Raw genomic sequence first — 23937 nt, 5'->3', positions numbered from 1 at the left:
GGGTTGCAAAATATTATTTTTTCAGCTGATTGATCAGTTCGTCGTATTTTGGACTGTTAAGAAAATTTTCTACTGAAATGTGTTTGGCGGTTGGAAGCTTCGCTTTCGCGCGCTCCGTCAAATCTTTATGCGTAATGACGATATCCGCGTCATCCGGCAGATTGTTAATCGATGTATTGGAAACATCGATATCGAGTTCAGCCTTTTTGACTTTGTTTTTCAAAATGGACGCTCCCATCGCACTGGAGCCCATTCCGGCATCACAAGCGAAGATGATTTTGCCGACATTTTCGTATGCTGATTCCTCAGCTTGTTCAGCTGAAGTCAAGGCAGAAACGGCCTGGCTTTTCTTGCCTTTCATTTGCTGCATTTTTTCCGTCGCTGCTGTTAAATCTTCATCAGCTGCTTTAGATGTTTTGAGAATGAGCGCCGCCACAATAAATGAGACCGCCGCCGCGACAAGAACACCAAGGATAATGCCGATGTGGTTGCCTTTCGGTGTCATCGCCAAAACTGCGATAATGCTTCCCGGAGACGGAACGGCCGCAAGCCCCGCATTAAAGATGGAGAATGTCAGCACACCGCTTGCACCCCCTGCGATTGCAGCTAAAATGAGCAGCGGTTTCATCAAGATGTAAGGGAAATAGATTTCATGAATTCCCCCAAGGAAGTGAATGACCGCAGCCCCAGGCGCGGTTTGCTTTGATGTTCCTCTTCCGAATACCATATAAGCCAGCAGAATGCCGAGGCCCGGTCCAGGATTCGCTTCGAGCAGGAACAAAATCGATTTTCCTGTATTGGCCGCTTCTTCAATCCCAATCGGACTCAAAATCCCGTGGTTGATGGCATTGTTCAGGAAAAGAACTTTCGCCGGTTCTACAAAAATGCTGGCCAGCGGCAGCAGGTTCGCATTGACGATCACTTCCACACCGGCCGCCAATGTTTTATTCAAGCCGAGCACAACCGGACCGATCGCCAAGAAACCGAGCACGGTCAGGATAAATCCGAGGATGCCGGCCGTGAAGTTGTTGATCAGCATTTCAAATCCTGAACGGACCTTATCTTTGAAAAGCCTGTCGGTCAATTTGATCAAATAGCCGCCCAGCGGCCCCGTGATCATCGCGCCGAGGAACATCGGAATGTCTGCGCCGACAATGACGCCGATAGCAGCTGTCGCCCCGACGACGCCTCCGCGGTGGTCGTACACCATCTTACCGCCCGTGTAGCCGATCAATAGCGGCAGCAAGTATTTAATCATCGGATCAACCAATGAAGCGAGCGCTTCATTCGGCATCCACCCCGTCGGAATAAATAAGGCGGTAATGATGCCCCATGCGATAAATGCGCCGATGTTCGGCATAATCATTCCGCTTAAATAGCTGCCGAAACGTTGAATCTTTACTTTGAAACCTTTATTTTGTTTGTCTTCCATTTCATAACCTCCTTTGTTGTCTTTAAAAGCAACAGATCAAAAAATGATGTCGAATAATGTCGGCCTCTTGTTTTTATATTAAAACGCTTACAGACGCGTCTCAATTGAAAGAAAACGCCACTTTGGCATTAGCGGTGTGACAAAATTTAATAGTGAATGTTTGATTGTGTCTTTGCCTGCGGCAAATAAACCGGGCAGAGCCTTCCAAGGCATAAAAAAAAGACCTTCTTTTATCAGAAGGATCTTTCGTTTAACGATTTAGATTTCATTGTCAAGCGGCCCATAGCCCGCCTCCCTCAGCTTTTCCGCCATGGCTTCATATCCCCTGCTGTTCGGATGAACCCGATCAAATGACAGCAGTTCTTTTTCGCGTCCTTTAAAAACGGCATACGTGTCGATGACCTTGACATGCGGCGGTGATTCCAGCTGTTTTAAGTGCCGGTTAAAGCCGGTAATCCACTTGTCGGCCAATTCGATGTGCGGAAACGGATTGTATAAGTTGAGGAGCCGGATGACATAACAGCCGTCTTTTTCGCCCTTGATCTCATTTATTTTTTCCAACATGTTTGAGTAGTTTTTCTGGCAATGGGAAGAGGCTTCCAAAAAAACATGCTCATCCTTTTCTTTCTCGTATATGTCCAAGGATCGAAGCAGATCGTTCCCACATCCCGTGATCGTGATGACATCCGCTTTTTTAACCTGTTCTTTGACGAACGGCATATTGAGCATGTCGAGAATTTCCGCCGTCTCAAGTCCCGATTTTGCGAATTTCACTAATGAGACATCCTGCTTCAAGTCTTCCTCCACTTTTTTCTTATAGCGCTGGACAAATCCCGGCTCAAACAAGCCGGAGCCGACTCCGACGGTCAAAGAGTCGCCGAGAGCGACATATTGAAGCGTCATATCCTTTCCCCCTTCTGTTTTGTGACAGATACCATATATGTACTCGACAGAAGTGAAAAAGGATACTCTCCTTCATTTAAAAACCTAGTTTTTTGGAAATGTCGAGCGCTGCTTTTTTGACCCGTTCCGTCAAATAGGGAAGGCGGTCTTTTTGAAAGCGCGCTTCAAATCCGGCAATGCTGATACCGGCGACAACCTCGCGTTTATGGTTGAAAATCGGCGCGGCGATGGCGGATGTATAATCTTCAAGCTCTGAATGGCTGACGGTGCAGCCATTTCGGTATGATTCCTCAAGCACGCGTAGAAGCTCCTCCTTGCCGCGGATCGTTCCTGAAGCCATCGGCTTCAACTCGATTTTTTCGACATAGGAATCCCGCTCTTTTTTGGGCAAAAAGGTCAAAATGCTCCGCGCACAGGCTCCGGCATACAGCGGCGAGCGCCTGCCGATCGCCGTGTAAAGGCGAACCGTCTGTGTTCCCTCTATTTTTTCTATGTACATCGCTTCATTCCCCCGCCTCACAATCAAATGGACGGCTTCATCCACTTCATCGCGAAGCGCTTCCATAATGGGCAAGGCGATTTTCCGGATATCAAGCCTTTCTGAAACGAGCTGGCCGTATTGGAGAAATAACAGCCCTAAAGCGTACATCCCATTTTCATCGCGATCGAGAAACCCCATTTCTTCGAGAGAGCAAACCATGCGGTACACAGATGTTTTCGGCATGCCCGTAAGCTCAATCATGTCATTGAGAGAGAGCCTTTCTCTCGTCAAAAACAGATTGAGCAGAGTCATGGCTTTGACAACCGTTTTATTCCTGTTTTCCATCCCTTCCCCCTCCTGATACACATCACACTATATCATAACATGTATTCAAGCTTTAAGCGGGCCGAAAGTTCGCTGATTTTTGTCTCCCTTTCAATATACATTCGTTCTGCATCATAGAGGCTGACTAGCTCAAACTTCACCTGTTCCCCCGGCATCATCTGGGCCACAGTGGATAAGTCGGTCGAAATGATATGGGCAATTCGCGGATACCCCCCTGCCGTCTGCCTGTCCGCAAGCAGCACGATCGGATTGCCGTCAGGCGGAACCTGGATCGTTCCGAAAGATACCGCTTCAGAAATCATTTCCAGCGGTTTTTTCAGTTCAAGCACTTCTCCTTGAAGACGGTAGCCCATCCGGTCGGATTTGGCCGTCACCCGAAAAGCCTCTTGGAAAAATCTTTCCTGTGAAGCTTCGGTAAAAGCGGTCAATTGCTCTCCTTTGATGACACGGATCACCGGGTTTTTCTTCAGGGGAAGAAAATACTTTTGATCGACGGCCCATTTTGGAGCCGCGAATCCTCTCTGATTCAATTGATCTTTCAACTTCTCCATCATTCTTTCCGATAAAGGCGTCAGTTCTCCGGCCGCCAGCAGGTCGCTTTTTTGCAAAGGTCTTCCCTTGTAGCCGCCGATTCCGGCCCTGACATATGTGCTTTTGCTGTCCATCACGGAAGGGACGGCGATTCCCCCGGCAACGGCCATATACGCGCGGCTTCCCCGTTTGCACATTCCGAATGTCAGGACGCTTCCTTCCTCAACCAAGACCGGTCTCCACAGCGGTACTTCTTCATCATTTACAGTCAGTGAAAAGTCCGCTCCCGTAACCGCGATCAGGGCTCTTTTCTGAAAGCGGAGGGACGGCCCCGGGCCCATCAGCGTCACTTCAAGCGCCGCTTCATTCTCACTGTTTCCTGCAAGCATATTGGCAAGGCGCAAAGAGTCGGCATCCATTGCTCCGCTGACAAGGACGCCGTATTTTTGATAGCCGGTGCGCCCTAAATCTTGAACCGTCGTCATCAGGCCCGGCTTTAAAACTTCGATGCTCAAGCTTCTCCCTCCTTCAACCTGTTGTACTCCTCTTCAGTCACACTGACAAATTTGACAACATCTCCCGCTCTTAAATAACTTGGAGGCTGCTCATAAGGCCTGAATAACTCAAGAGGTGTGTTGCCGATCAGCTGCCAGCCGCCAGGTGTAGATAATGGATAGACACCTGTCTGCATGCCGGCGATTCCCACTGAACCTGCCGGAATCGCTGTGCGCGGAGAAGACCGCCGCGGTGCGGCGATTTTTTCAGACATTCCGCCGAGATAAGGGAATCCCGGTGCGAAGCCGATCATATAAACGAGGTATTCACCCGCGGTGTGAATGTCAATCACTTCTTCAGGAGTCAGACCGTTGATCTTGGCCACTTCCTCCAAATCAGGGCCGAAACTGCCCCCATAGCATACAGGGATTTCAACCGTGCGTTTTTCTGCGTTTTCTTCTAGCGTCAGCTCTTGGAGGTTTTTTTTGATGAGGGCTTTTACTTTTTCAAATGGAGAATCAAAAGCCGGATCGTTCTTGATCAGTTGATATACTGCAAATGGACGATAGAAAACGGTCACGCTCGTAAATGCCGGCACACATTCAATGAAGCCTGGAAACGGATCGCTTTCAATCTGTTTTGTTAAAGCGCTTGCCAACCGCTGGATCTGTTCATCAATATCGGTTCCAAGCTGAATGATCACCGCAGAATCTCCGAGCGGCTCTATTTTTACATCTGATAAACTGTTCAATTCTACACCACCTTGCCTTTATCCCCAAAATCAATACAGAGCAAATGGCTCTGTATTGATCGCTATAAAACACCAAACTGTTCATCACGCACATCCGTGATCAGCATGTGACCCGGCGCATGTGTGATCATCAGCTCCGGCTTCACATGCATTGCGACCGCTTGAGGCGTAACACCGCAAGCCCAGAACACCGGAACTTCCCCTTTATTTATTGTCACCGCATCACCGAAATCGGGAGTTGCGATGTCTTGAATACCGATAGCTTCAGGATTGCCAATATGCACCGGGGCTCCGTGAACGGCGGGAAACCTTGATGTCACCTGAACGGCCCGCACGACCTGCTCCTCCGGAATCGGACGCATACTGACGACCATTGGCCCTTTGAACCGGCCCGCCTCAACACAAGGGATATTCGTTTGATACATCGGAACATTTCGCTTTTCTTCAATGTGTCTGACGGGAATTCCATTATTCAGTAAGGCTTGCTCAAATGTGAAGCTGCAGCCGATTAAAAAACCGACCATATCCTCCTCCCACAATGGCGAGATATCCGTGACTTCGTCCGTTAATTCACCGTTTTTGTAGACGCGGTACTTCGGAAAATCGGTGCGGATATCTGCGCTCGGCGCTACGATTGCCGGAATGGGAGAGCCCGGTTCTGTGACATCGAGAATCGGGCACGGCTTTTGATTCCGCTGGCAAAACAGCAGAAAGTCAAAAGCAAGCTCCTTTTTTAAAATAACCAAGTTTGCCTGAGTGTAGCCCCCGGCCATGCCGGCTGTCGGTTCGGACAGTCTCCCCTGCCGAATCAAGCCGCGGACTTCTTCCGGGCGCATCATTTGTAAATTTCGCAATGAAATCATCCCCATAATTTTGGAATTTCATTGATCAGTGTATAGCCTCCCATAATCGCCATCACAATCACGACGATTATGCCGGGAATCGTCAGCCAAACCGGATGTCTGTAATCGCCGACAACGTTCTTTTTATGGGCGCCGATTAAGAGGGAGCCGAGTGCGATCGGCAGGATCAGCCCATTTAGGGCACCGGCAAGAACGAGCAGGTTGACAGGCTTTCCGATTGTTATAAAGCAAAGCGTTGAAATCACAATAAAAGCGATAATAATGACGTTCGAATTTTTTTCGATTTTCGGCGAGAACGTTTTAAAGAATGAAACCGATGTATAAGCGGCGCCGATAACGGATGTTACAGCAGCCCCCCACATGACGAGACCAAAGATTTTATAGCCGACATTTCCTGCGGCAAGCTGGAATACGGAAGCCGGCGGGTTATCAGGATTAATCTGCAAGCCTTTCGATACAACGCCGAGGACAGCCAAAAAAAGCGCGATCCTCATGATAGATGTAATTAAAATGCCGGAAACAGAGCTTTTCGTCACTTCAGGAATGGAATCTTTTCCTTTCACACCTGCGTCAAGCAAACGGTGTCCGCCGGCAAACGTAATGTATCCGCCGACCGTTCCGCCGACAAGCGTGACAATTGCAACAATGTCGATTTTATCAGGCATCACCGTTTTTGTGAGCGCTTCGCCAACGGGCGGTCCCGTCGTGACAGCGACATACACGGTTAACAAAATCATGACAAAGCCCGCAATCAGCGTAAACCGGTCCATCGCTTTACCCGCTTCTTTGATGACGAAAATAAGAATGGCAATGACGGCGCTGATAATGGCTCCTGTCTTTGGTGAGATTCCGAATAAAACCTCAAGCCCGAGACCCGCGCCCCCAATGTTTCCGATATTGAAGGCAAGCCCGCCGAGGACGACGAGGAAAGCGATCACATAGCCGAGACCCGGAAAGACAAGGTTGGCGATTTCCTGGCCTCTTTTTTCAGAAACAGCAATAATTCTCCATACGTTCGTTTGAGCGCAAATATCTAAAATAATCGATACCAGGATGACAAAACCGAAACTTGCGGCCAAACTTTGGGTAAATACTGTTGTCTGTGTAAGAAAACCGGGTCCGATTGAGGACGTGGCCATTAAAAATGCCGCTCCCAATAATAGTGTCCAGTTGCTTGAAGCGGCCTTCGTTTTTTTGTTTTGCTTCAAATTGTATTCCTCCTTTTGTCGGCAATCATGTTGAGAATGCTTGTACTTTTATATCTGATAATTCCAGTTCACGGCGGATTTTTTGCGCAAATTGAAGCGCATGCGTACCATCGCCGTGAATACATACGGTATCTGCTTTCAGACTGACATCCGTTCCCTGCAGACTGCGGACTTTTCCTTCCTTGACCATACGGATGACTTGAGCGACCGCTTGATCATCGTCTTGAATCAGCGCGTCATCCTGCAGGCGGGAGGTCAATGTCCCGTCTTCCTGATATGTACGATCGGCGAACACTTCATGAGCCGTTTTCAAACCGGCTCTTTCCCCGGCGAGTACGAGCTCGCTTCCCGCCAATCCGAACAAAATCAGCTCGGGGTCTGTGTTATAGACGGCTTGAGCGATCGCATCCGATAATTCCCTGCTTTTTGCCGCCATATTATAAAGTGCACCATGCGGTTTAACATGCTGCATGTTGACACCTTCTGCTTTTAAAAAGCCGGACAGTGCGCCAATTTGATATACCACGAGATCATATGCTTCATCAGGTGTAATGGCCATATTGCGGCGGCCAAATCCCGCCAGATCCGGAAGTCCGGGGTGAGCGCCGATTTGAACGCCTTTTTCCGCCGCCATCGCCACGGTTTTCCGCATAACACCCGGATCTCCGGCATGAAATCCGCAAGCCACATTGGCTGATGTGACAAATTCGAGAATATCCTCGTCCAAGCCTATTTGATAGGCGCCAAAACTCTCTCCGAGATCACAGTTTAGATCCACTAGATTCATGTTAATCCCCCCTGTTTATTGATGCCGCAATTCGCCGATTTTTAGTATATCCCCTTTTTGTTCCGATTTTCGGAACCTTTATTCCGAATAATCAAACTTAACATAGATTATAACAGGGATTTACCGTCTTGGCATCATATTGTTAAGAAACCTGACATATGTCCTAATCATATACCGGCCGAAAGGGCGCTATCATAAAGGATTTTCAGGATATTTTATTTTTCGAAATTTTTTATTTCTAAATAAAAAAGAGCCTGTCCGGCCCTTTTTTTCATATATTCATCCTCTATGACAATACCCAATGTCTGATCGCTTTTGCGACACCATGTTCTGTATTGGCATCCGTAATCCAATCAGCTGTTTCTTTGACGATGTCCTGGGCGTTTCCCATGGCGACACCCAGCCCCGCTTCTTTGATCATGGCGATATCGTTTAAACTGTCGCCAACCGCCATCACATGTTCCATTGTAAAGCCGAGGCGCTCGCAAACCTTCGCCAAAGCCGCCGCTTTATTGATGCCGATGGCGTTGACTTCGATATTGGTCGGGCTGGAGTTGGTGACTTCCAGTTCCTTGTTTTTTTTCAGCTCCTCGAGCACCCGGTTTCTGACTTCGTCATCCGGAATGTCAAACCCGAATTTCAGCCATTCATACGACTGTATATCATCAGGAAACTCGCCTCTCCACACTTTATCGACGCTGGCCGCCCAAAAATCGGTTTGATGTGTATTGCGCAAATCCCACATCATCTGCACATGATCGGGGTGAAGCAGCTGGCGTTCAACCAGCTGAAAGGAAGAATCCCAGATTTCACTGCCATTAGCCGTGATCAAAAATGAAGACAGCTCCAACGACTCCGCCAATTCGCGGCACGTCATCAGCGTCCGTCCAGTGCTGAGCACGACATATACCCCTTTCTCTTCGGCTTCTTTAATCGCTTTTCTGTTTTCATCTGAAATGGTCTGCTCATCGTTCAACAACGTCCCATCCATATCCAATGCCACTAGCTTCACATCGACTCGTTCTGTTTGATTGACTGACACGATATTAAGATACCTCCAGTTTTTATAGGCTTCTATCTATTCTAATATAAAAATCGGCCAGGACAAAGAAATCGTTAAGTCTATTCACTTGGATAAAGATGTTATCATCTTGTCAAATTATTCTAAAAAAATAAACGTAAGCAGCGCTACAATAAGAATTGATCGTGCAGTCCATCAGGAAAATCGGAGGTCATAAAAAAAGTATTGATAGTGGTTGCAATCGGTACAGCCGTTTTGTTCGGAACCTGTTCAGCAGGTATTCCAGGACTTCCCGGCGCACACGCTCAAGTCGCAAAAGCAGCCAACAAACTGCCTAAAGGAATCGGGGGCCGCGCCTATTTGAACAGCACAGGTTCGATTTTTACTGCAAAAATCCAGCTTCCTAACACAATGAAAGTCTCTAACGCAACTGCTTATATTTATTCGGGCTTTCGTGCAGTCAATGGAACTGAAGCAGATATCGGTCTTCAGTACAGCAGCACCTATAACATTTGGAAACCGGTGATGAAGGTCGGGGCAAAAAATGAGGAAACCTATATTGAAGGGGAAAAGCAATTTACATACAAAAAAGGCTTCCGTCCTGGCAGCACAGTGCAAATGACCATCTATAAAAACTTGAATGGCAATACACGAGCTACATTTTGGGGAACAAACAACCACGGCTATACCGGACGCATTATAGCGGAAATCAAGGGATCAAACATCGGCTCCATCTCGAAATGGAAAACACCCGCCACCGCAGCCGTCTCAACTGAAAGTCAGCGATCCGCCATTATCGCGAACTTTTCAACCTCTTTCACTGGGATCAAGATCGATCATAAAACGGTCACACCTGTTGTGGACATTGAAGACTGTGCAACGGTTAACGCTTCTGCCGGCAGTGTCAGCATAACCGTCAAGAAAACGAAATGAACAATAGCGCCGAGCAATGCGGCTCTTAAACAATCTAAAACATAAAAAACGGTGAACTGCCTTAAGCGGTTCACCATCTATTTGTCGGGACATCCCCTAATATCCTGTTATCCAAATGTAAGCTAGCATATAAAGCAGACTTGATAATATGAAATATATCGTTGTTGGAATCGCTTTTTTCTTAGAGCCATCGTATTTATGATTCATGAATAACTCAAAAGAAAATATGTTCAATACCATTAAAATAAACAATATCAAAGTAGGGTATACATCTCGTGTACGATACAAAAGAGTTAAACAGGTAAAAAGTGCAATAGGAGTAAAATTAACAGTCAGTTGGTATCTTTTTAAAACAGGCTTTAGTTTGGACATGCAAGCGAACCTAGGTCATAAGCTGTTGCCATGCCAGTGCCGACTGCCCAACCTGCTGGTCCTGATGCTCCTAATAACACTCCAGCCCAGCGCTACAACCCAAAACCAAAGACAACGTGACGACAGTTAATTTAAATTTTCTTTTTGAAAACAAAACATCATCCTCTAGTCTAAGATTTAATAAACAGAAACCCCAATACAGAATTCTACCATTTTAGTAACAAATGTCATTTTATCATATATTTTAAAACTACAAAACAGATTAAAAAAGAGGAGGCACAATGCCCGCTCCTGTATTTTGCAATCATGTCATTCTCAGCAATCAGTCATCACTTGAAAAGCTTCATTTGCATCCTCATCTGTCTTCCTCTTCACATGATCACCGTTTTCAGCATCCTTTGATTCACTTGCCGCTCTCCATAAAGATTCCCAGCTCAGCTTCCGCTACTTTTGTTCCGTTAACAGAGGCCATTCCTTTTCCGAATAAAAATCCCCGTTTATAACGGGCAACTTCAAAATACAGATCAAGCTTGTCTCCCGGAACCGCCCTGCCGATGCATTCGGCTTTTTTCACAGAAGAAAGAAAGCCGATCCCAGTGCTGTCTTCCTGTGCGGTAAATGCAGCAACCTGAGCGAGAGATTCAACCATGATGGAAAATGGCATGTCCTGTTGGCTCTCCGTGATAAACCAGTCATTTTCCGTGATCAATTTATACCCTCTCGCCCATTTTCCCGGCTCAGTATCAACAATGCAGTCGACAAATAAAAATGGATATTGATGCGGCAGTCCAGACTTGTTCACGCTTATCATCCTTTTTTATCATGATTATACCGCAATTTGGTTTATTTCTCCTGTATTTGCATCAACCTAAATATGTTGATCCGAAAAAAGGAGGGACTTCCATTGAAAAGCGCAAACCCTTATCTCTTTATTGAGAATTGCAAGGAAGCGCTCAGCTTCTACCAGGAGACACTGGGCGGAGACATTCAAAATGTGCTGCTGGCCGATGACATCGAGATGTTTAAAGGAGATGAAGGAAAATTATCTGCACGCCGAACTTCATCTCGGAAACAGCATCATCCATTTTTCTGATGTGTTCGGAAAGGAGAACAGGGACATGCTGAAAAGCCATCGAAAACAAATTGCGGAGGACATTGGCAGACTGCAGGCCAATTTAGAAAAAATCGATGCCAAAGTCGAATATTATGAGTCTCTTCAAAAAGAAAAAGACAAACACGAATAAAGCCGGGCTTATGTCAGCCCGGCTTTTGTTTACCGCTTCAACTGGTCGGGAAAGATGGTCAGATCGACTCCCCACAGGTGAGGAAGGATATAGAACACAGCTCCGACAATTAATATCAGTGTGAAGATGTTAATGATAAATCCCGTCCTGACCATTTCGCTGATTTTTATTTTTCCCGAAGCGAAAATAATCGCATTCGGCGGTGTCCCTACAGGAAGCATAAACGCGCAGTTCGCCGCCATCGCCGCAGGCACCATCAGCGCAAAAGGATGGACGTTGAGCGCCAGCGCAAGCGACGCCAGCACCGGCAGAATCATCGTGGCCGTCGCCGTATTGGATGTGATTTCAGTCAAAAACAGCACCAAAGCCGCTGAGACGACGACGATAATAACAAAATTAAATCCGTCTAATATTGTCAGCCGTCCGCCGATCCACTCGGCCAAACCCGTTTCTTTAAAGCCTGTCGCAAGGGCGAGACCTCCGCCGAACAACAGGAGGATGCCCCATGGCAAGTCTTTTGACACCGTCCAGTCCAATACCCTTCCGCCTTTATTCAATGATGGAATGAGGAAAAGCAGTGAAGCTGCAAAAATTGCGATCATCGTATCAGAAATGCCTGGTATGCGATCGTCCCATAAAAATGTTCTTGTCACCCACATAAACGCGGCGAAGCCGAACACGAGCAGCACCATTGTTTCTTCAAAGCTGATCGTTCCAAGCTTTCTTTTTTCTTCAAGAATCAATTCTTTTCCGCCCGGCAGCTGTTTCATTTTGATCGGGTGGGCGACCTTGGTCAAGTAAAGCCATACCGCCACAAGCAAAATCACAACAACCGGCACGGCAAAGGCCATCCAGCCGGCGAAAGAAATTTCCGCTCCGTACAGCTTTTGAATATTGGCCGCCAAAATAATGTTCGGCGGTGTACCGATCAGCGTTCCGAGTCCGCCGATCGTTCCCGCGTACCCGATGCTGAAGATGAGGGCCTTGGAAAATTTCTCTTCCTCGCCGGCGAAATCTTTTCCTTCGGATTTCATAACCGCAGACACCTGATGGATAATGGCCGTTCCAATCGGCAGCATCATCATCACCGCGGCCGTGTTGGAGACCCACATCGACAAAAAGCCTGTCGCCGCCATAAACCCAAGAACAATTCTTGATGTGCTTGTGCCGACGATGGATATAATGTTGAGCGCGATCCGTTTATGCAGATTCCAGCGCTCCATGGCAAGGGCAATCAGAAATCCCCCTAAAAACAAAAACACAATCGGATCGCCATAGCTTGCTGTGACAGCATCTCCTTCCAGCGCTCCCGTCAGCGGAAGCAGCACAATCGGCAGCAGGGATGCTGCAGGAATCGGCACGGCTTCGGTAATCCACCAAACCGCCACCCATAATGTGGTCGCCAAGACCATTCGGCCTTCATAGCTCAACCCTTCGGGAAAAAAGAACAAAATAACGGCGAAAAACAGTGCAGGGCCAAGCAGCAAGCCGATTTTTTGCGGCGTTTTATAGCCTGGCGGTTTCTCTTCCCGCGTGAGCTGATCCGCCTTGAACGGCAATCCGGCATCCTTTCCGGATTTGGCGGGTACGGAGAACATCAGCAGCCTTTTGGCTTCCCTGTGTGACCTCCAAAGCATATCCCAAGCTGATGCAACATTTGATTTCATTAATATTTCCCCCTTCCCTTCTATCAATAAAGCGCTTACAATAGTAATCAATGAACAACCCGCCGACTGTCGACAGGTATAATTTAAGTATAACGGACACGGAATAGCAGTCAACACTTTTTTGTCACAAATTGATCAAGATTATGGAAATATAAGGTTGAAGGTTTTTGAAGATTTTTGCTAGACTATTAATGATTTCGGCAGTGAAAAACAAACGAGGTGAACAGCGTGAAATTTTCCATACAGCGTGCAGTCTCTTACTATGATCAAGTCCACCATTATTTAAAAGACATGATTATAAAAGGGGAATATCAGCCAGGGGAACGAATCTATGAATCGCAAATTGCCAGAGAACTGGAGGTAAGCCGCAGCCCTGTCAGAGAAGCGATTCGGACGCTTGAACAAGAAGGCCTGCTTTTCGTTGACGACAAATCGAGAATAACCGTATACGAGCCGACAATCAAAGACCTGGAGGATATTTATCAATGCCGCCAGGCGCTCGAATCACTGGCCGTAAGCTTGGCGACGCGCCTTGCATCCGCTGAAACCCTTGACCTTATAGCCGATACATTGCGCGAAGCGAATCACCAATTTGAAAAGCAAAACGGGGAATCGGCCAATGCCCTGCTTCACTTGAATACGAAGTTTCATGATTTGATTATAGAAGCGAGCGAAAATGTACGCCTGCAAAAGCAGCTTCTCGATTTGCGGTCTCTCACCTTTTTTTATCGAAGCAAAAACCTTGAAAAACGGGAGCGCAGTTTGGACATCATCGGCCAGCATGAGGAGATTTTTAAGCATATGCGGGACAGAAACCAACAAAAAGCGGCCGAGTCGATGAAAAGGCATATAGAAGCTGACCTTGATTATTTAAAAACCGTTTTGTTCGGTTAGCCATGAAAAAGGGCAGAAAGCGTTTTAAGAGAAAAGCTTGGTGGATGGTCCTCTTATTCATTACCTTTATCTATTTCAACAATTCTTCTTTTCTCGCAAACGACCGAAGCGGAAAGCCGGTGCTGCTGGCGCATCGGGGACTGTCACAGACCTTTCCGATGGAAGGGGTTGAAAGCGATACATGTACGGCAGAGCGGATTGACCGGCCTGAACACTCTTACCTTGAAAACACATTGCCGGCAATGGAAGCAGCTTTCCGGGCCGGGGCCGATGTTGTAGAACTTGATATTAAGCCGACAAAAGACGGACAATTCGCCGTGTTTCACGATTGGACGCTCGATTGCCGGACAAACGGCACAGGGATGACAAAAGATTATACAATGGCAGAATTAAAAAAGCTTGATATCGGTTATGGCTATACCGCCGATCATGGAAAAACACATCCTTTTCGCGGCAAAGGCATCGGCCTTATGCCGTCCTTCACCGAGGTTCTCGAACATTTTCCAAATCGCGAGCTCCTCATTCATATCAAAAGCCATGACCCGAATGAAGGGGTTCAGCTGGCCAAAATACTCGACAGCCTCCCGCGAAAACGGCTCCGCAAGCTGACTGTATACGGCGGCGATGGACCGATTGCAGCGTTAAAGAAAACGCTTCCTGAGCTTAGGGTGATGTCAAAAAAAACGATGAAAGCCTGTCTCATTCGATATATGTCTGCCGGATGGACGGGGTACATTCCGGACGGTTGCAAACACACACAGCTGCACATTCCTGAAAAAGTTGCGCCCTTTTTGTGGGGATGGCCGGACCGCTTTTTCAATCGGATGGATAAAGCAGATACGCGGGTGATTGTGACAGGCGGAAGCGGACTTGGTTTTTCAAGCGGATTTGACACGGTTGAAGACATCAAGCGACTGCCTGAAGATTACACAGGGGGAATCTGGACAAATCGGATTGACCGGATTGCGCCTTTATACGGGAAACCATAACAAACAGCAGAAAGCAGGGGAATTCCCCTGCTTTTTTACCGATTTGCGATAGATACTTGCGGTCTGGCAGTATTCAGCTCATGTAAATAGTCTTCCAGGGGGACATCCTCTCCGGGCACATGAACGAGCTTAAATCGAGCCTCGATAGCAGCTCTTTCCGCTTCATGACTGAGGCAGACAGCATGGATATGATCAATGGCATCGTCAGGCGATATCCCGATCTCTTTTGCCTCGCTCATGAAAAGCTCGACACATTTCCGATTCGCAAACAGGATGATGTCGATGGAAAATTCATTGATTTCCCTTTTCATCATCGAGGTGAAGCGGTTATCGATCATCTGCTCATGTGTGATAAACGTCTCGCATTCAGGATGCGGTTTTGCTTCAACCGCCTGAGGGCTGCCGATCAATAAACATCTGCCTGAATCGGGCAAATCTTTCTGCTGGTCAGCCATAAGCCCCCGTTCTTGGAGTGCGGCTTGGACAAGCGGCTCTGATGCGTAAAGCCGGGCGCGAATCCGTCTGATATCGATTTTCAGGGCGTTCAGCCGGCTAAAAAACAGACGCACCGATTTCTGTGATGTAAACAGGATGCTGTCAAAGCGGTCGATCCCGTTTAAGACGGCATCATCAGCGGCCGTTTCAAGCGGTTTCCACCTGGGCCATTCCATGACTTCAGCGCCCCGTTCCCGCAGAAGGCCGGTCGGCAAGTGTTCTTCTTCTCCGCTTTGTACGGCCAAAATATTCATCCCGATACAAGGCTTTTCCTCAAACCAGCTGTGCTGCCGGAATGAGATGATATCGCCGATGACGATGATCGCAGGATTTTGAATATGATGCGCCGCGATTTTTTCCCGGATGTCGCCCAATGTTCCTTTGACGCTTCGCTGACGGCCCCATGTGCCCCATTGGACCACCATCACGGGAACGAAAGGGGACTTGCCGTTTTTGATCAGCTGCTCGCATATATAGCCGAGGTTTTTGATACCCATATAAAAGACGAGGGTTTGAACGCCTCTGACAAGGCCTTCCCAGTCCATATCTGGTTTGCCTGACTTGTCATGAGCGGTCACGACAGCAAAGGATGAAGCAAAATCGCGGTGGGTCACAGGCAATCCGGCATACAGAGGCGCCGCGATTCCAGAGGTAATCCCAGGCACCATTTCGTACGGGATGCCGTGTTCAGTAATGGCGGCCGCTTCTTCGCCGACTCTGCCGAACACGCTGGGATCCCCGCCTTTCAGCCGGACGATATTGAGACCTTGTAAGCTTTTTTCGATCAGGAGTGCGTTGATTTCACTCTGCTTCATATAGTGCCGGTTTGGAAGCTTTCCGCAATAGATGAATTCACACGTTGCTTTTGCATGCTCAAGCAGCCGGGGGTTAACCAGTCTGTCATACAAAATAACGTCGGCCGACTCAATCAGCGCCTTCCCTTTCAATGTGATCAGCCCGGAATCTCCCGGACCGGCTCCCACAAAAAATACTTTCCCATTCCCCATCAACTGTCATCCTTCCATCTGCCGATTCTGTGAATGCGTCCGCTGGCCGTGTAAGCACAAACCAGCCATCAACTTAATATACGATAAACAGGTCTTCCCCTTCAATCACTGTCTCATATGTCTGGATGCAGCCTGTATCCGGCTCTTGAACTTTTCCGTCTTCAAGGCTGATCTTCCAGTCGTGCATTGGACAGAATACGAATTCGCCGCTTACCATTCCTTCGGCAAGCACCCCTCCTTTGTGGGGGCAGCGGTTTTCAACCGCGCGGACGCCGCCGTTTGAAAGCCTGAAAACCGCGATTTCCTTTCCTTCAACAACCACTGTCTTTCCGAGCTGATTCGGCAAATCGCCGACCTTTGCCACATATACCTTTGTTAAGCCTTTGTTCACCATGCGAATTCCTCCTTAAGGATTATTTAAGAAGTGACGACATTTTCAAAAAGCTGCTTCGTTGTCTTTTCATCTTCCAAAAAGTTCTTCCACGGATCTTTGTGGATAGACAGCGCTTCATTCATCCGGTCATTCAATTCTTTGCGTTTCTCTTTATCATTCAAGACGGACTGGACATGGGACAGGCCGACCCGTTCGAGCCATGCGGACGTCCGTTCTAAATAGTTGGCCGTTTCTCTGTAGTATTGGAGATAAGCGCCTGTGATTTCAATGACTTCCTCAGACGTTTTGACTTTCATCAGCAGATCGCCGGCGCGAAGATGTGTACCTCCGTTTCCGCCGACATAGATTTCCCAGCCGCCGTCAATGCCGACGACACCGAGATCTTTGATGCCGGATTCGGCGCAGTTTCTCGGACATGCTGAAACCGCCATTTTAATTTTGTGAGGGGTGTAAAGGCCTTCGAATTTTTTCTCAAGGTCGATCCCGAGAGCCATTGAATCCTGCGTTCCGAAACGGCAGAACTGTTCACCTACACATGTTTTTACCGTTCTGAGCGTTTTGCCGTAAGCAAATCCAGAAGGCATATCAAGATCAGCCCATACTTTCGGAAGGTCTTCTTTTTTGACACCGATCAGGTCGATCCGCTGTCCGCCCGTCATTTTCACAAGAGGAATGTCATATTTATCGACGACATCGGCGATGCGCCGCAAATCGTTCGAATTGGTGACACCGCCATACATCCGCGGGACGACGGAATATGTGCCGTCTTTTTGGATGTTGGCATGCATCCGTTCATTGACGAATCGGGATTCTCTCTCATCTTCGTATTCTTTCGGATTGATCATGCCAAGATAGTAGTTGAGCGCAGGGCGGCATTTGGAACAGCCTTCCGCCGTTTTCCAGCCGAGCACATTCATAACTTCTTTCGTATGTGTCAAACCTTTCTCTTTGATTTCTGCCACCACTTCATCTCTGGACAGGTCGGTACATCCGCAAATCGCTTCTTTTTGGGCGGCTGCGTCAAAGTCTGAACCGAGCGTATGCTGAAGAATCTCGGCCACAAGCGGTTTACAGCCTCCGCATGAACGGGATGCGCCCGTGCATGACTTGATTTCATCCACTGAAGAACAACCCTGCTCTTTAATGGCCTGCACGATCATTCCTTTTGAAACACCGTTACAGCCGCAGACGATCTCATCATCGCTCATGGCCGCCGTGATGCTCATGCCTTCCTCCTGATTCAAAGGCTGCAAGATTGAAACTTTGGAAGTTTCTGAAATGTCTGCTCCTTTTTGAATCATCGAAAACAGCCTGTTTCCTTCACTGCTGTCGCCGAACAATACGGCCCCGATGATTTGATTTCCGCGGAGCACGATTTTTTTATAGATGCCATCCTGTTCGTCAAACACCTTGAGCGCTTTTTTGCCTTCGTCATCATCCTCATTGAAGTCGCCGGCAGAGAACACTTCGACTCCGGAAACCTTTAACTGTGTTGACAAAACAGAACCTTCATACGGTTTCGTCTCAATGCCGCAGATTTTTTTGGCCATTACTTTGGCCTGCTCGTAAAGAGGAGCGACAAGTCCATAGGCAATTCCTCTATGTTCGGCGCATTCCCCGACGGCGTATATGTGAGGGATTTCAGTCTCCATATAATCATTGACGATCAGCCCTCTGTTGACAGGGACGCCGCAGTCTTTTCCAAGCTGAACGTTCGGCTTGATCCCGACCGCCATGACGACTAAATCTGCCTCAAGCGTTGATCCGTCTTTGAATTTCAATCCTTCTACACGTTCGTCTCCGCAGATTTCTTCCGTCTGCTTTTCAAGCAAAAACGTCATGCCCTGTTTTTCCAATTCTTTTTGCAAAAGGCGTCCCGCTGTCGCATCAAGCTGACGTTCCATCAGATATGGCGCAAGGTGGATGACGGTGACGTCCATGCCGAGGTTGAGCAGCCCGCGCGCGGCTTCCAGACCGAGCAGTCCGCCGCCGATAACAGCCGCTTTTTTGTACGTTTTCGAAGCCTCAAGCATGACATCGGTATCCTTGATATCACGAAAAGCTGTCACACCTTCTTTATCCACCCCGGGCAATGGCAGGATGAAAGGGAGAGAGCCGGTCGCCAAAATCAATTCATCATACGGCTGAACCCTGCCGGAGTCAGTCGTTACCGTTTTGGCTTCAGGATCGACTTTGACAACCTCTTCACCCGTATATAGCTGAATACCGTTTTCTTCATACCAAGCCCAATCATTCAGTGTAATGTCTTTTACGTCCGTATCTCCCTGCAGCACCTTGGAAAGAAGAATCCGGTTATAGTTTGGATGCGGTTCTTTTCCGAAAATCGTAATCTGGAATTGGTCGTTTGAAATGTTGAGAATCTCTTCGATGGCCCTGACCCCGGCCATACCGTTCCCCACAAGAACCAGCTGCTTTTTTTCCACTATGATCCTCCCCTTTTTTTAAACAATTCACGCGATCGTCCAAAAAATGTATTTCATCTACATCTTTAAAACTATCACAAATTATATTTAATTTTGTTAACTTTTTATGACTTTTTATGACAGTTTATTCACAATTTTGTCATCAGCAGGGCGAATGCGGACAGAAGTGACCTTAAAACCCGGCATTTTGCAAGACGGGTCCAAATCTTCCGCCACCAGACTGTTCACATTTTGCGAATCGGCCCAATGCATCGGTACAAAAACGGTGTCCGGCCTGATCGACTCTGACCATTTGCTTCTGACGACCATGCTCCCTCTTTTTGATTCAACCTTTACCAAAACGCGGTCTTCAATCTTATACTTGGCCGCTGTTTTCGGATGGATTTCCATAAATGATTCAAAGTGCCTCGCCCTGAGCGCAGCGCTTTTTCTTGTCTGCACACCTGTTAAATAATGGGACATCACCCTTCCCGTCGTTAAACAGAGCGGGTATTCTTCAGTCGGCTCATCTTTTTTGACCGCCGGTTCATTAGGGACGACACACATTTTTGCTTTTTTGTCCGGATGGGCGAATTCCGTTGCAAACAGGCGCTCTGTCCCCGGGTGCCCCTGTTCGGGACAAGGCCATAAAATGCCGCCTTCCCGTCTGAGCCTGTCATAGGTGATGCCCGAATAATCGGCGATTCCGCCACGGCTTGCTCTCCGCAGTTCATTAAAAATCTCCTCGGCAGATTCATAGGAGAAAAAGCGGCCTTTTCCTAAAATCTCAGCAATGTCGCAAATGATTTGCCAGTCATGCCTCGCTTCCCCCGGGCAAGGCTTTGACGCCTCCCTTAATGTGACCCTGCCTTCTACGTTTGTCATCGTCCCTTCGTCTTCAAGGTAGGACGAAGCGGGCAAAATGACATCGGCCAGCCTTGCCGTCTCTGACATAAACAGGTCAACGGCTGCAAAAAACTTGAGCTGTTTTAAAGCGGCTTTGACGAAATTGGCGTTCGGGCTGGATACGACAGGGTTTGAACACATGAAAAACATGCCGGTGATCCCACCCTCATGAATTTTTTTCATCATTTCGTAAGCGGAGACTCCTTTTCGCGGCAGCTCATCTTCCGCGATTCCCCAGACATCTGCTATATAGGCGCGGTGTCTTTCGTTTTCAATGGAACGGTATCCGGGAAGCTGATCCGCTTTCTGGCCGTGTTCCCTCGCTCCCTGTCCGTTTCCTTGACCGGTGATCGCTCCGTAGCCGCAGCCGAATTTGCCGATCTTCCCAACTGATATTAGAATATTCAGTAAATTCCTGACAGCCGCTGTTCCATCTGTCTGCTGTTCAACTCCTCTTGCGGTAAACAGCATCCCCGTTTCCTCGCGGGCGAATTTCACGGCAGCTTTTCTGATCTGATCGACCGGCACACCGGTCTTTTCTGATATATCCGCCAATGACAATGAGGTCACATAGCGCTTCACATCCTCAAAGCCTTCCGCCCTCTGCCTGATGAATGTCTCATCTGTCAGCCCTTCTTCTATAACGATCTTCAGCATGCCGTTTGCAAGTGCGGCATCTGTCCCGGGCTTGATGTTCAAATGCAGATCGGCGATGCCCGCCGTCGCCGTTTCGCGCGGGTCAATGACGATGATGTAGGCTCCGTTTTCCTTCGCTTCTTCAAAGTAAGGCATGATCGTCGGCTGGCATTCGGCAATATTCGTCCCGGCAAGGATGATGACTCTCGCGTGGGGAATTTCGGAAAGCGCATTTGTCAGCCCCCGGTCCATCCCGAAGGTTTGATTGGCTGCCGTGGCCGCGGCTGACATGCACAGCCTGCCATTATAGTCTATATGCTTCGTTTTCAAGGCGACGCGGGCGAATTTACCGAGCAGATATGCTTCTTCGTTTGTCAGTGACGCGCTTCCGTAGACACCTACGGCATCACAGCCGTTTTCACGTTGAATGTTTGTCACTTGCTCCCTGATGTATTGAAGCGCTTCTTCCCACGATACACGCACGAACTCGCCGTTTTGTTTGAGCAGCGGATGTGTGATGCGCTCCGGATGGAATGCATGCTGATGGGCGTTCATTCCTTTCATGCATAAGCGCCCCTTTGTCGTCGGATTGTCTTTCCCAACCGCACTGTACTTTTTCCTGGTCACAATCGTTTGTTCGATGAGCTGTATTTTGCATTGCATGCTGCAAAACGGGCATTGCGTGTCATACGTTTTTTCCGCTTGCACTTCCTTCTGCTTTTCGCGAAAGTATTTCAATAATAATTCTGTCACTTCAGATCAGCCCTTTTATCATTTCTTGCTTCAGCAGCCGTTTCTCCCCTTCAAGCCGTTCGATCAGCTGCCTTCTGAGTCCGTTGTCAAATAGAACTTCCCGAATATGAATGATGCCGGCGCGTTCGATCCATCGCCCGATGTCTTCAAGATAATTCGCTGTTTCCCGGTAATACTGCAGAAAACCTTTAATGAAGTCACCCGCTTCCTCCAGCTGATCGGTCACAAAAATCAACTCCCCGGCAGCAGCGTTCGGTCCTCTTTGACCGCCGGCGTATATTTCCCAGCCCATGTTCGCCTTCAGAATGCCGATATCCTGTACCGCTGCACGAATACAATCATCCCGGCATGCCGATATTCCGATCGAGACCTTTGCCGGAATCAGCAGCGACCCGGCCGTTTTCTCCAAATCGGCAGCCGCTTTATGAACCATCTCCATATGCCCGCAAGTGCATGCTTTCACAGCGGCGATTGTCTGTTTCTCCTGCGGGACAACCGGCAAGTGGAGCTCTTCTTTTATGCTTTGGAGATCCTCCTGTCTGATCCCTGAGAGCCTCAATCTTTGATCATGTGTGATAAACACCTTGGGAATCTGATATTTTTCCATCACGCCGGCCAGCCGTTTCAGCTCATCTGCACTTGTCAGACCGCCGTACATTTGCGGAACGAGCGAGCATGTGCCATCTTCCTGCTCCTGTGCCTCCGCCAGGAGACCCTCATTGACCTCCGGCCTGATCATCCTTAAATAATAGTCAATCGCCGGCACGCAAACAGAGCACCCGCTGCTCTTTTTCCACCCCAGAGCCGTGATGACGTCCTGAACGGAAGAAAGATGCTTCATCTGTATTTCGTTCACGACTTCATCTTCCGTTAATGATGTGCAGGAGCACATCGCTTGTTTCAGCGTCTGCTCCTCAAATTGCTGGTCTGCAGCCACAGCCAGCAATTCTTCTATTAACGGTTTGCAGCCTCCGCAGGAGCCGGAAGCCTTTGTACAGCGCTTCACATCGTCGGCCGTTTTTAAACCGCGGACGCGGACGGCCTCGATGATCGTTCCTTTTGTAACCGCGTTGCATTGGCAAATCGTTTCCCCAGGCGGCATGGAAGCGACTGAGCTTTTTTCATCCCCCGCTTCAAACAACGCTTTTTTTATAACTGAAATATCCCTTTGTTTGACGATGCTTTCCAGCAGCTTCTCTTTGCCGCTGGTATCCCCGTATAAGATCACACCGGCCATTTTGTCGGCTTGAAACACCGCCTTTTTATAAATGCCGGCTGACTCGTCTATCAGTTTGATAGCGGTTGTCGTTTCATCTTCTTTGATTTTGCCTGCTGAAAATGCGGCGATGTTTGAGATTTTCAAGGCTGTGGATTGAACGGACCCTTGATAGCCGCCGCATGCCAAACCGCAAATATGCTTTGCCAGCACTCTTCCCTGCTCATATAAGGGATTAATCAGACCGTAAACCGTTCCATTATGCTCCGCGCACTCCCCGACGGCATAAATGTTTGGAACATTTGTCTGCATATAGTCGTTGACAATGATGGCTTTGTTTACTGAAATGCCGCTCGTCTTCGCCAGCGCGACATTCGGCCTGACGCCGGCCGCCATGACGATCAGATCGGCGCGGGTCTCCGTCCCGTCTTTGAACCGCACCCCCTCGGCGCGTTCTGCTCCCAGAATCTCTTCCGTATCTTTTTCTAAAAGAAAATGAATGCCTTGGCGTTCTAGATCATTCTGGAGCATAGTTGACGCTGGGCGATCAAGCTGATGTTGCATGATATAGGAAGAATGATGAATCACTTCAACATCCATGCCTAAATTCGCAAGCCCTGAAGCCGCCTCAAGTCCTAAAATGCCGCCGCCGATGACGGCGGCTTTTTGGTACCGCCTTGATGCATCTATAAACGCCCGGCAGTCTTCAATCGTCCGAAATCCGTACACCCCTTCTTTGTCCGCACCCGGAACCGGGAGGATAAACGGGGAAGAACCTGTTGCGACAATCAGCTTGTCATAGGCGATTTGACGGTTCTGATCAGTTGCCACCGTCCGGTTTTCGGTATTGATCATGACAGCCGTTTCTCCGGTATAAAGAGTTATCCCGTTCTCTTCATACCAGCTGTGGGTGTTCAGGAAAATATCTTCCATTCGAGCCTCGCCCTGAAGAACGGAAGACAGCAAAATCCGGTTGTAATTCAAATGGGGTTCGCTTCCGATAATGACGATCTCAAACCCGCTTTCAAGCTTTAAAATCTCTTCAATCGCACGAACCCCGGCCATGCCGTTCCCTATTAAAACCAGCCTCTGTTTCCCCATGTTCTCCCCTCCCCTCTGTGATTATTATTCCACATTGCTTCGCTAAAGCGTTCAAACCTGTGATATTTCCTGACAAAGGAATTTCGAAAC

The 23937-nt window shown here is 48.2% G+C and carries 21 protein-coding genes; 5 read left to right on the top strand and 16 right to left on the bottom strand.

All coding sequences use genetic code 11. The annotated features are described in order from the left end of the window. Positions 1–13: 13 nt before the first annotated feature. The 9 genes from P3X63_RS02840 to P3X63_RS02800 form a co-directional block, all read right to left on the bottom strand. Positions 14–1432 (bottom strand): PTS mannitol transporter subunit IIBC, encoded by a 1419-nt coding sequence (locus P3X63_RS02840; RefSeq protein WP_277692446.1) that lies wholly within the window; start codon positions 1430–1432, stop codon positions 14–16. A 258-nt stretch (positions 1433–1690) separates the two neighbouring features. Then, on the bottom strand, positions 1691–2335 hold the full coding sequence (locus tag P3X63_RS02835; RefSeq protein WP_277692445.1) for a GDSL-type esterase/lipase family protein: 645 nt from the start codon (positions 2333–2335) through the stop codon (positions 1691–1693). A gap of 76 nt (positions 2336–2411) precedes the next feature. Continuing rightward, positions 2412–3161 carry an IclR family transcriptional regulator gene (locus tag P3X63_RS02830; RefSeq protein WP_077735695.1) on the bottom strand — a complete coding sequence of 250 codons (750 nt, stop codon included), beginning with the start codon at positions 3159–3161 and terminating at the stop codon, positions 2412–2414. A 32-nt stretch (positions 3162–3193) separates the two neighbouring features. Then, the gene (locus tag P3X63_RS02825) at positions 3194–4207 is read right to left on the bottom strand and encodes a 5-oxoprolinase subunit C family protein (protein ID WP_026585944.1); all 1014 of its coding nucleotides are present in this window, start codon (positions 4205–4207) and stop codon (positions 3194–3196) included. Further along, positions 4204–4938 (bottom strand): 5-oxoprolinase subunit PxpB, encoded by a 735-nt coding sequence (gene pxpB, locus P3X63_RS02820; protein WP_026585943.1) that lies wholly within the window; start codon positions 4936–4938, stop codon positions 4204–4206. The genes P3X63_RS02825 and pxpB overlap by 4 nt, the downstream gene beginning before the upstream one ends. A 62-nt stretch (positions 4939–5000) precedes the next feature. Further along, entirely contained in the window at positions 5001–5807 is an 807-nt protein-coding gene (locus tag P3X63_RS02815) for a putative hydro-lyase (RefSeq protein ID WP_277692444.1), read from the bottom strand. Next, on the bottom strand, positions 5798–7009 hold the full coding sequence (locus tag P3X63_RS02810) for an NRAMP family divalent metal transporter (RefSeq protein ID WP_277692443.1): 1212 nt from the start codon (positions 7007–7009) through the stop codon (positions 5798–5800). The genes P3X63_RS02815 and P3X63_RS02810 overlap by 10 nt, the downstream gene beginning before the upstream one ends. A gap of 25 nt (positions 7010–7034) precedes the next feature. Then, on the bottom strand, positions 7035–7796 hold the full coding sequence (pxpA, locus tag P3X63_RS02805) for a 5-oxoprolinase subunit PxpA (RefSeq protein ID WP_277692442.1): 762 nt from the start codon (positions 7794–7796) through the stop codon (positions 7035–7037). A gap of 286 nt (positions 7797–8082) precedes the next feature. Then, a complete protein-coding gene (locus tag P3X63_RS02800; protein WP_277692441.1) occupies positions 8083–8838 on the bottom strand; it encodes a Cof-type HAD-IIB family hydrolase in 756 nt (251 codons plus the stop codon). Positions 8839–9030: 192 nt separating this feature from the next. On the opposite strand from P3X63_RS02800, the gene P3X63_RS02795 reads away from it, so the two are divergent. Next, on the top strand, positions 9031–9750 hold the full coding sequence (locus P3X63_RS02795; RefSeq protein ID WP_277692881.1) for a YrpD family protein: 720 nt from the start codon (positions 9031–9033) through the stop codon (positions 9748–9750). 775 nt (positions 9751–10525) lie between these two features. Here the strand turns inward: P3X63_RS02795 and P3X63_RS02790 are convergent. Then, positions 10526–10924, bottom strand: a complete 399-nt coding sequence (locus P3X63_RS02790) for a 3-hydroxyacyl-ACP dehydratase FabZ family protein (RefSeq protein ID WP_077735702.1) — start codon at positions 10922–10924, stop codon at positions 10526–10528. A gap of 102 nt (positions 10925–11026) precedes the next feature. Between P3X63_RS02790 and P3X63_RS02785 the strand changes: the two genes are divergently transcribed. Both P3X63_RS02785 and P3X63_RS02780 read left to right on the top strand, forming a co-directional pair. Next, a complete protein-coding gene (locus P3X63_RS02785; protein WP_051290335.1) occupies positions 11027–11215 on the top strand; it encodes a hypothetical protein in 189 nt (62 codons plus the stop codon). Positions 11216–11240: 25 nt separating this feature from the next. Next, positions 11241–11366: a MerR family transcriptional regulator gene (locus P3X63_RS02780; RefSeq protein ID WP_256860220.1), complete on the top strand. Its 126-nt coding sequence runs from the start codon at positions 11241–11243 to the stop codon at positions 11364–11366. A 29-nt stretch (positions 11367–11395) separates the two neighbouring features. On the opposite strand, the gene P3X63_RS02775 is transcribed toward P3X63_RS02780, so the two are convergent. Beyond that, a complete protein-coding gene (locus P3X63_RS02775; protein ID WP_026585934.1) occupies positions 11396–13033 on the bottom strand; it encodes an SLC13 family permease in 1638 nt (545 codons plus the stop codon). Positions 13034–13261: 228 nt separating this feature from the next. Between P3X63_RS02775 and P3X63_RS02770 the strand changes: the two genes are divergently transcribed. Both P3X63_RS02770 and P3X63_RS02765 read left to right on the top strand, forming a co-directional pair. Further along, the gene (locus P3X63_RS02770) at positions 13262–13927 is read left to right on the top strand and encodes a GntR family transcriptional regulator (protein ID WP_026585933.1); all 666 of its coding nucleotides are present in this window, start codon (positions 13262–13264) and stop codon (positions 13925–13927) included. A gap of 2 nt (positions 13928–13929) precedes the next feature. Beyond that, complete coding sequence (locus tag P3X63_RS02765; protein ID WP_026585932.1) at positions 13930–14916, top strand: glycerophosphodiester phosphodiesterase family protein; 987 nt, start codon at positions 13930–13932, stop codon at positions 14914–14916. A 35-nt stretch (positions 14917–14951) separates the two neighbouring features. Here P3X63_RS02765 and cobA read toward each other — a convergent pair whose 3' ends face one another. The 5 genes from cobA to nirB (P3X63_RS02740) all read right to left on the bottom strand — a co-directional run bounded on the left by cobA (position 14952) and on the right by nirB (P3X63_RS02740) (position 23847). Next, positions 14952–16418, bottom strand: coding sequence for a uroporphyrinogen-III C-methyltransferase (gene cobA, locus P3X63_RS02760; protein ID WP_277692440.1), 1467 nt, complete (start codon positions 16416–16418; stop codon positions 14952–14954). 73 nt (positions 16419–16491) lie between these two features. After that, complete coding sequence (gene nirD / locus P3X63_RS02755; RefSeq protein ID WP_026585931.1) at positions 16492–16812, bottom strand: nitrite reductase small subunit NirD; 321 nt, start codon at positions 16810–16812, stop codon at positions 16492–16494. Between the two features lie 23 nt (positions 16813–16835). Then, complete coding sequence (gene nirB / locus P3X63_RS02750; protein WP_277692439.1) at positions 16836–19256, bottom strand: nitrite reductase large subunit NirB; 2421 nt, start codon at positions 19254–19256, stop codon at positions 16836–16838. A 114-nt stretch (positions 19257–19370) separates the two neighbouring features. Continuing rightward, a complete protein-coding gene (gene nasC / locus P3X63_RS02745; protein WP_277692438.1) occupies positions 19371–21530 on the bottom strand; it encodes an assimilatory nitrate reductase catalytic subunit NasC in 2160 nt (719 codons plus the stop codon). Position 21531: 1 nt separating this feature from the next. Further along, positions 21532–23847 (bottom strand): nitrite reductase large subunit NirB, encoded by a 2316-nt coding sequence (nirB, locus tag P3X63_RS02740; protein WP_026585928.1) that lies wholly within the window; start codon positions 23845–23847, stop codon positions 21532–21534. Positions 23848–23937: the final 90 nt, after the last annotated feature.

It is taken from the genome of Bacillus sp. HSf4 (assembly GCF_029537375.1).
Lineage (GTDB): Bacteria > Bacillota > Bacilli > Bacillales > Bacillaceae > Bacillus > Bacillus sonorensis_A.
This window is presented reverse-complemented; position numbering and strand designations above follow the sequence as displayed.

Bases quoted from the DNA above. Each gene is read 5' to 3' on its own strand.
- P3X63_RS02815 (WP_277692444.1), bottom strand. From the start codon at position 5,807: ATGGGGATGATTTCATTGCGAAATTTACAAATGATGCGCCCGGAAGAA.
- pxpA (WP_277692442.1), bottom strand. From the start codon at position 7,796: ATGAATCTAGTGGATCTAAACTGTGATCTCGGAGAGAGTTTTGGCGCC.
- P3X63_RS02780 (WP_256860220.1), top strand. From the start codon at position 11,241: ATGCTGAAAAGCCATCGAAAACAAATTGCGGAGGACATTGGCAGACTG.
- P3X63_RS02840 (WP_277692446.1), bottom strand. From the start codon at position 1,432: ATGGAAGACAAACAAAATAAAGGTTTCAAAGTAAAGATTCAACGTTTC.
- P3X63_RS02830 (WP_077735695.1), bottom strand. From the start codon at position 3,161: ATGGAAAACAGGAATAAAACGGTTGTCAAAGCCATGACTCTGCTCAAT.
- P3X63_RS02775 (WP_026585934.1), bottom strand. From the start codon at position 13,033: ATGAAATCAAATGTTGCATCAGCTTGGGATATGCTTTGGAGGTCACAC.
- P3X63_RS02765 (WP_026585932.1), top strand. From the start codon at position 13,930: ATGAAAAAGGGCAGAAAGCGTTTTAAGAGAAAAGCTTGGTGGATGGTC.
- P3X63_RS02835 (WP_277692445.1), bottom strand. From the start codon at position 2,335: ATGACGCTTCAATATGTCGCTCTCGGCGACTCTTTGACCGTCGGAGTC.
- nirB (WP_026585928.1), bottom strand. From the start codon at position 23,847: ATGGGGAAACAGAGGCTGGTTTTAATAGGGAACGGCATGGCCGGGGTT.
- nirD (WP_026585931.1), bottom strand. From the start codon at position 16,812: ATGGTGAACAAAGGCTTAACAAAGGTATATGTGGCAAAGGTCGGCGAT.
- cobA (WP_277692440.1), bottom strand. From the start codon at position 16,418: ATGGGGAATGGGAAAGTATTTTTTGTGGGAGCCGGTCCGGGAGATTCC.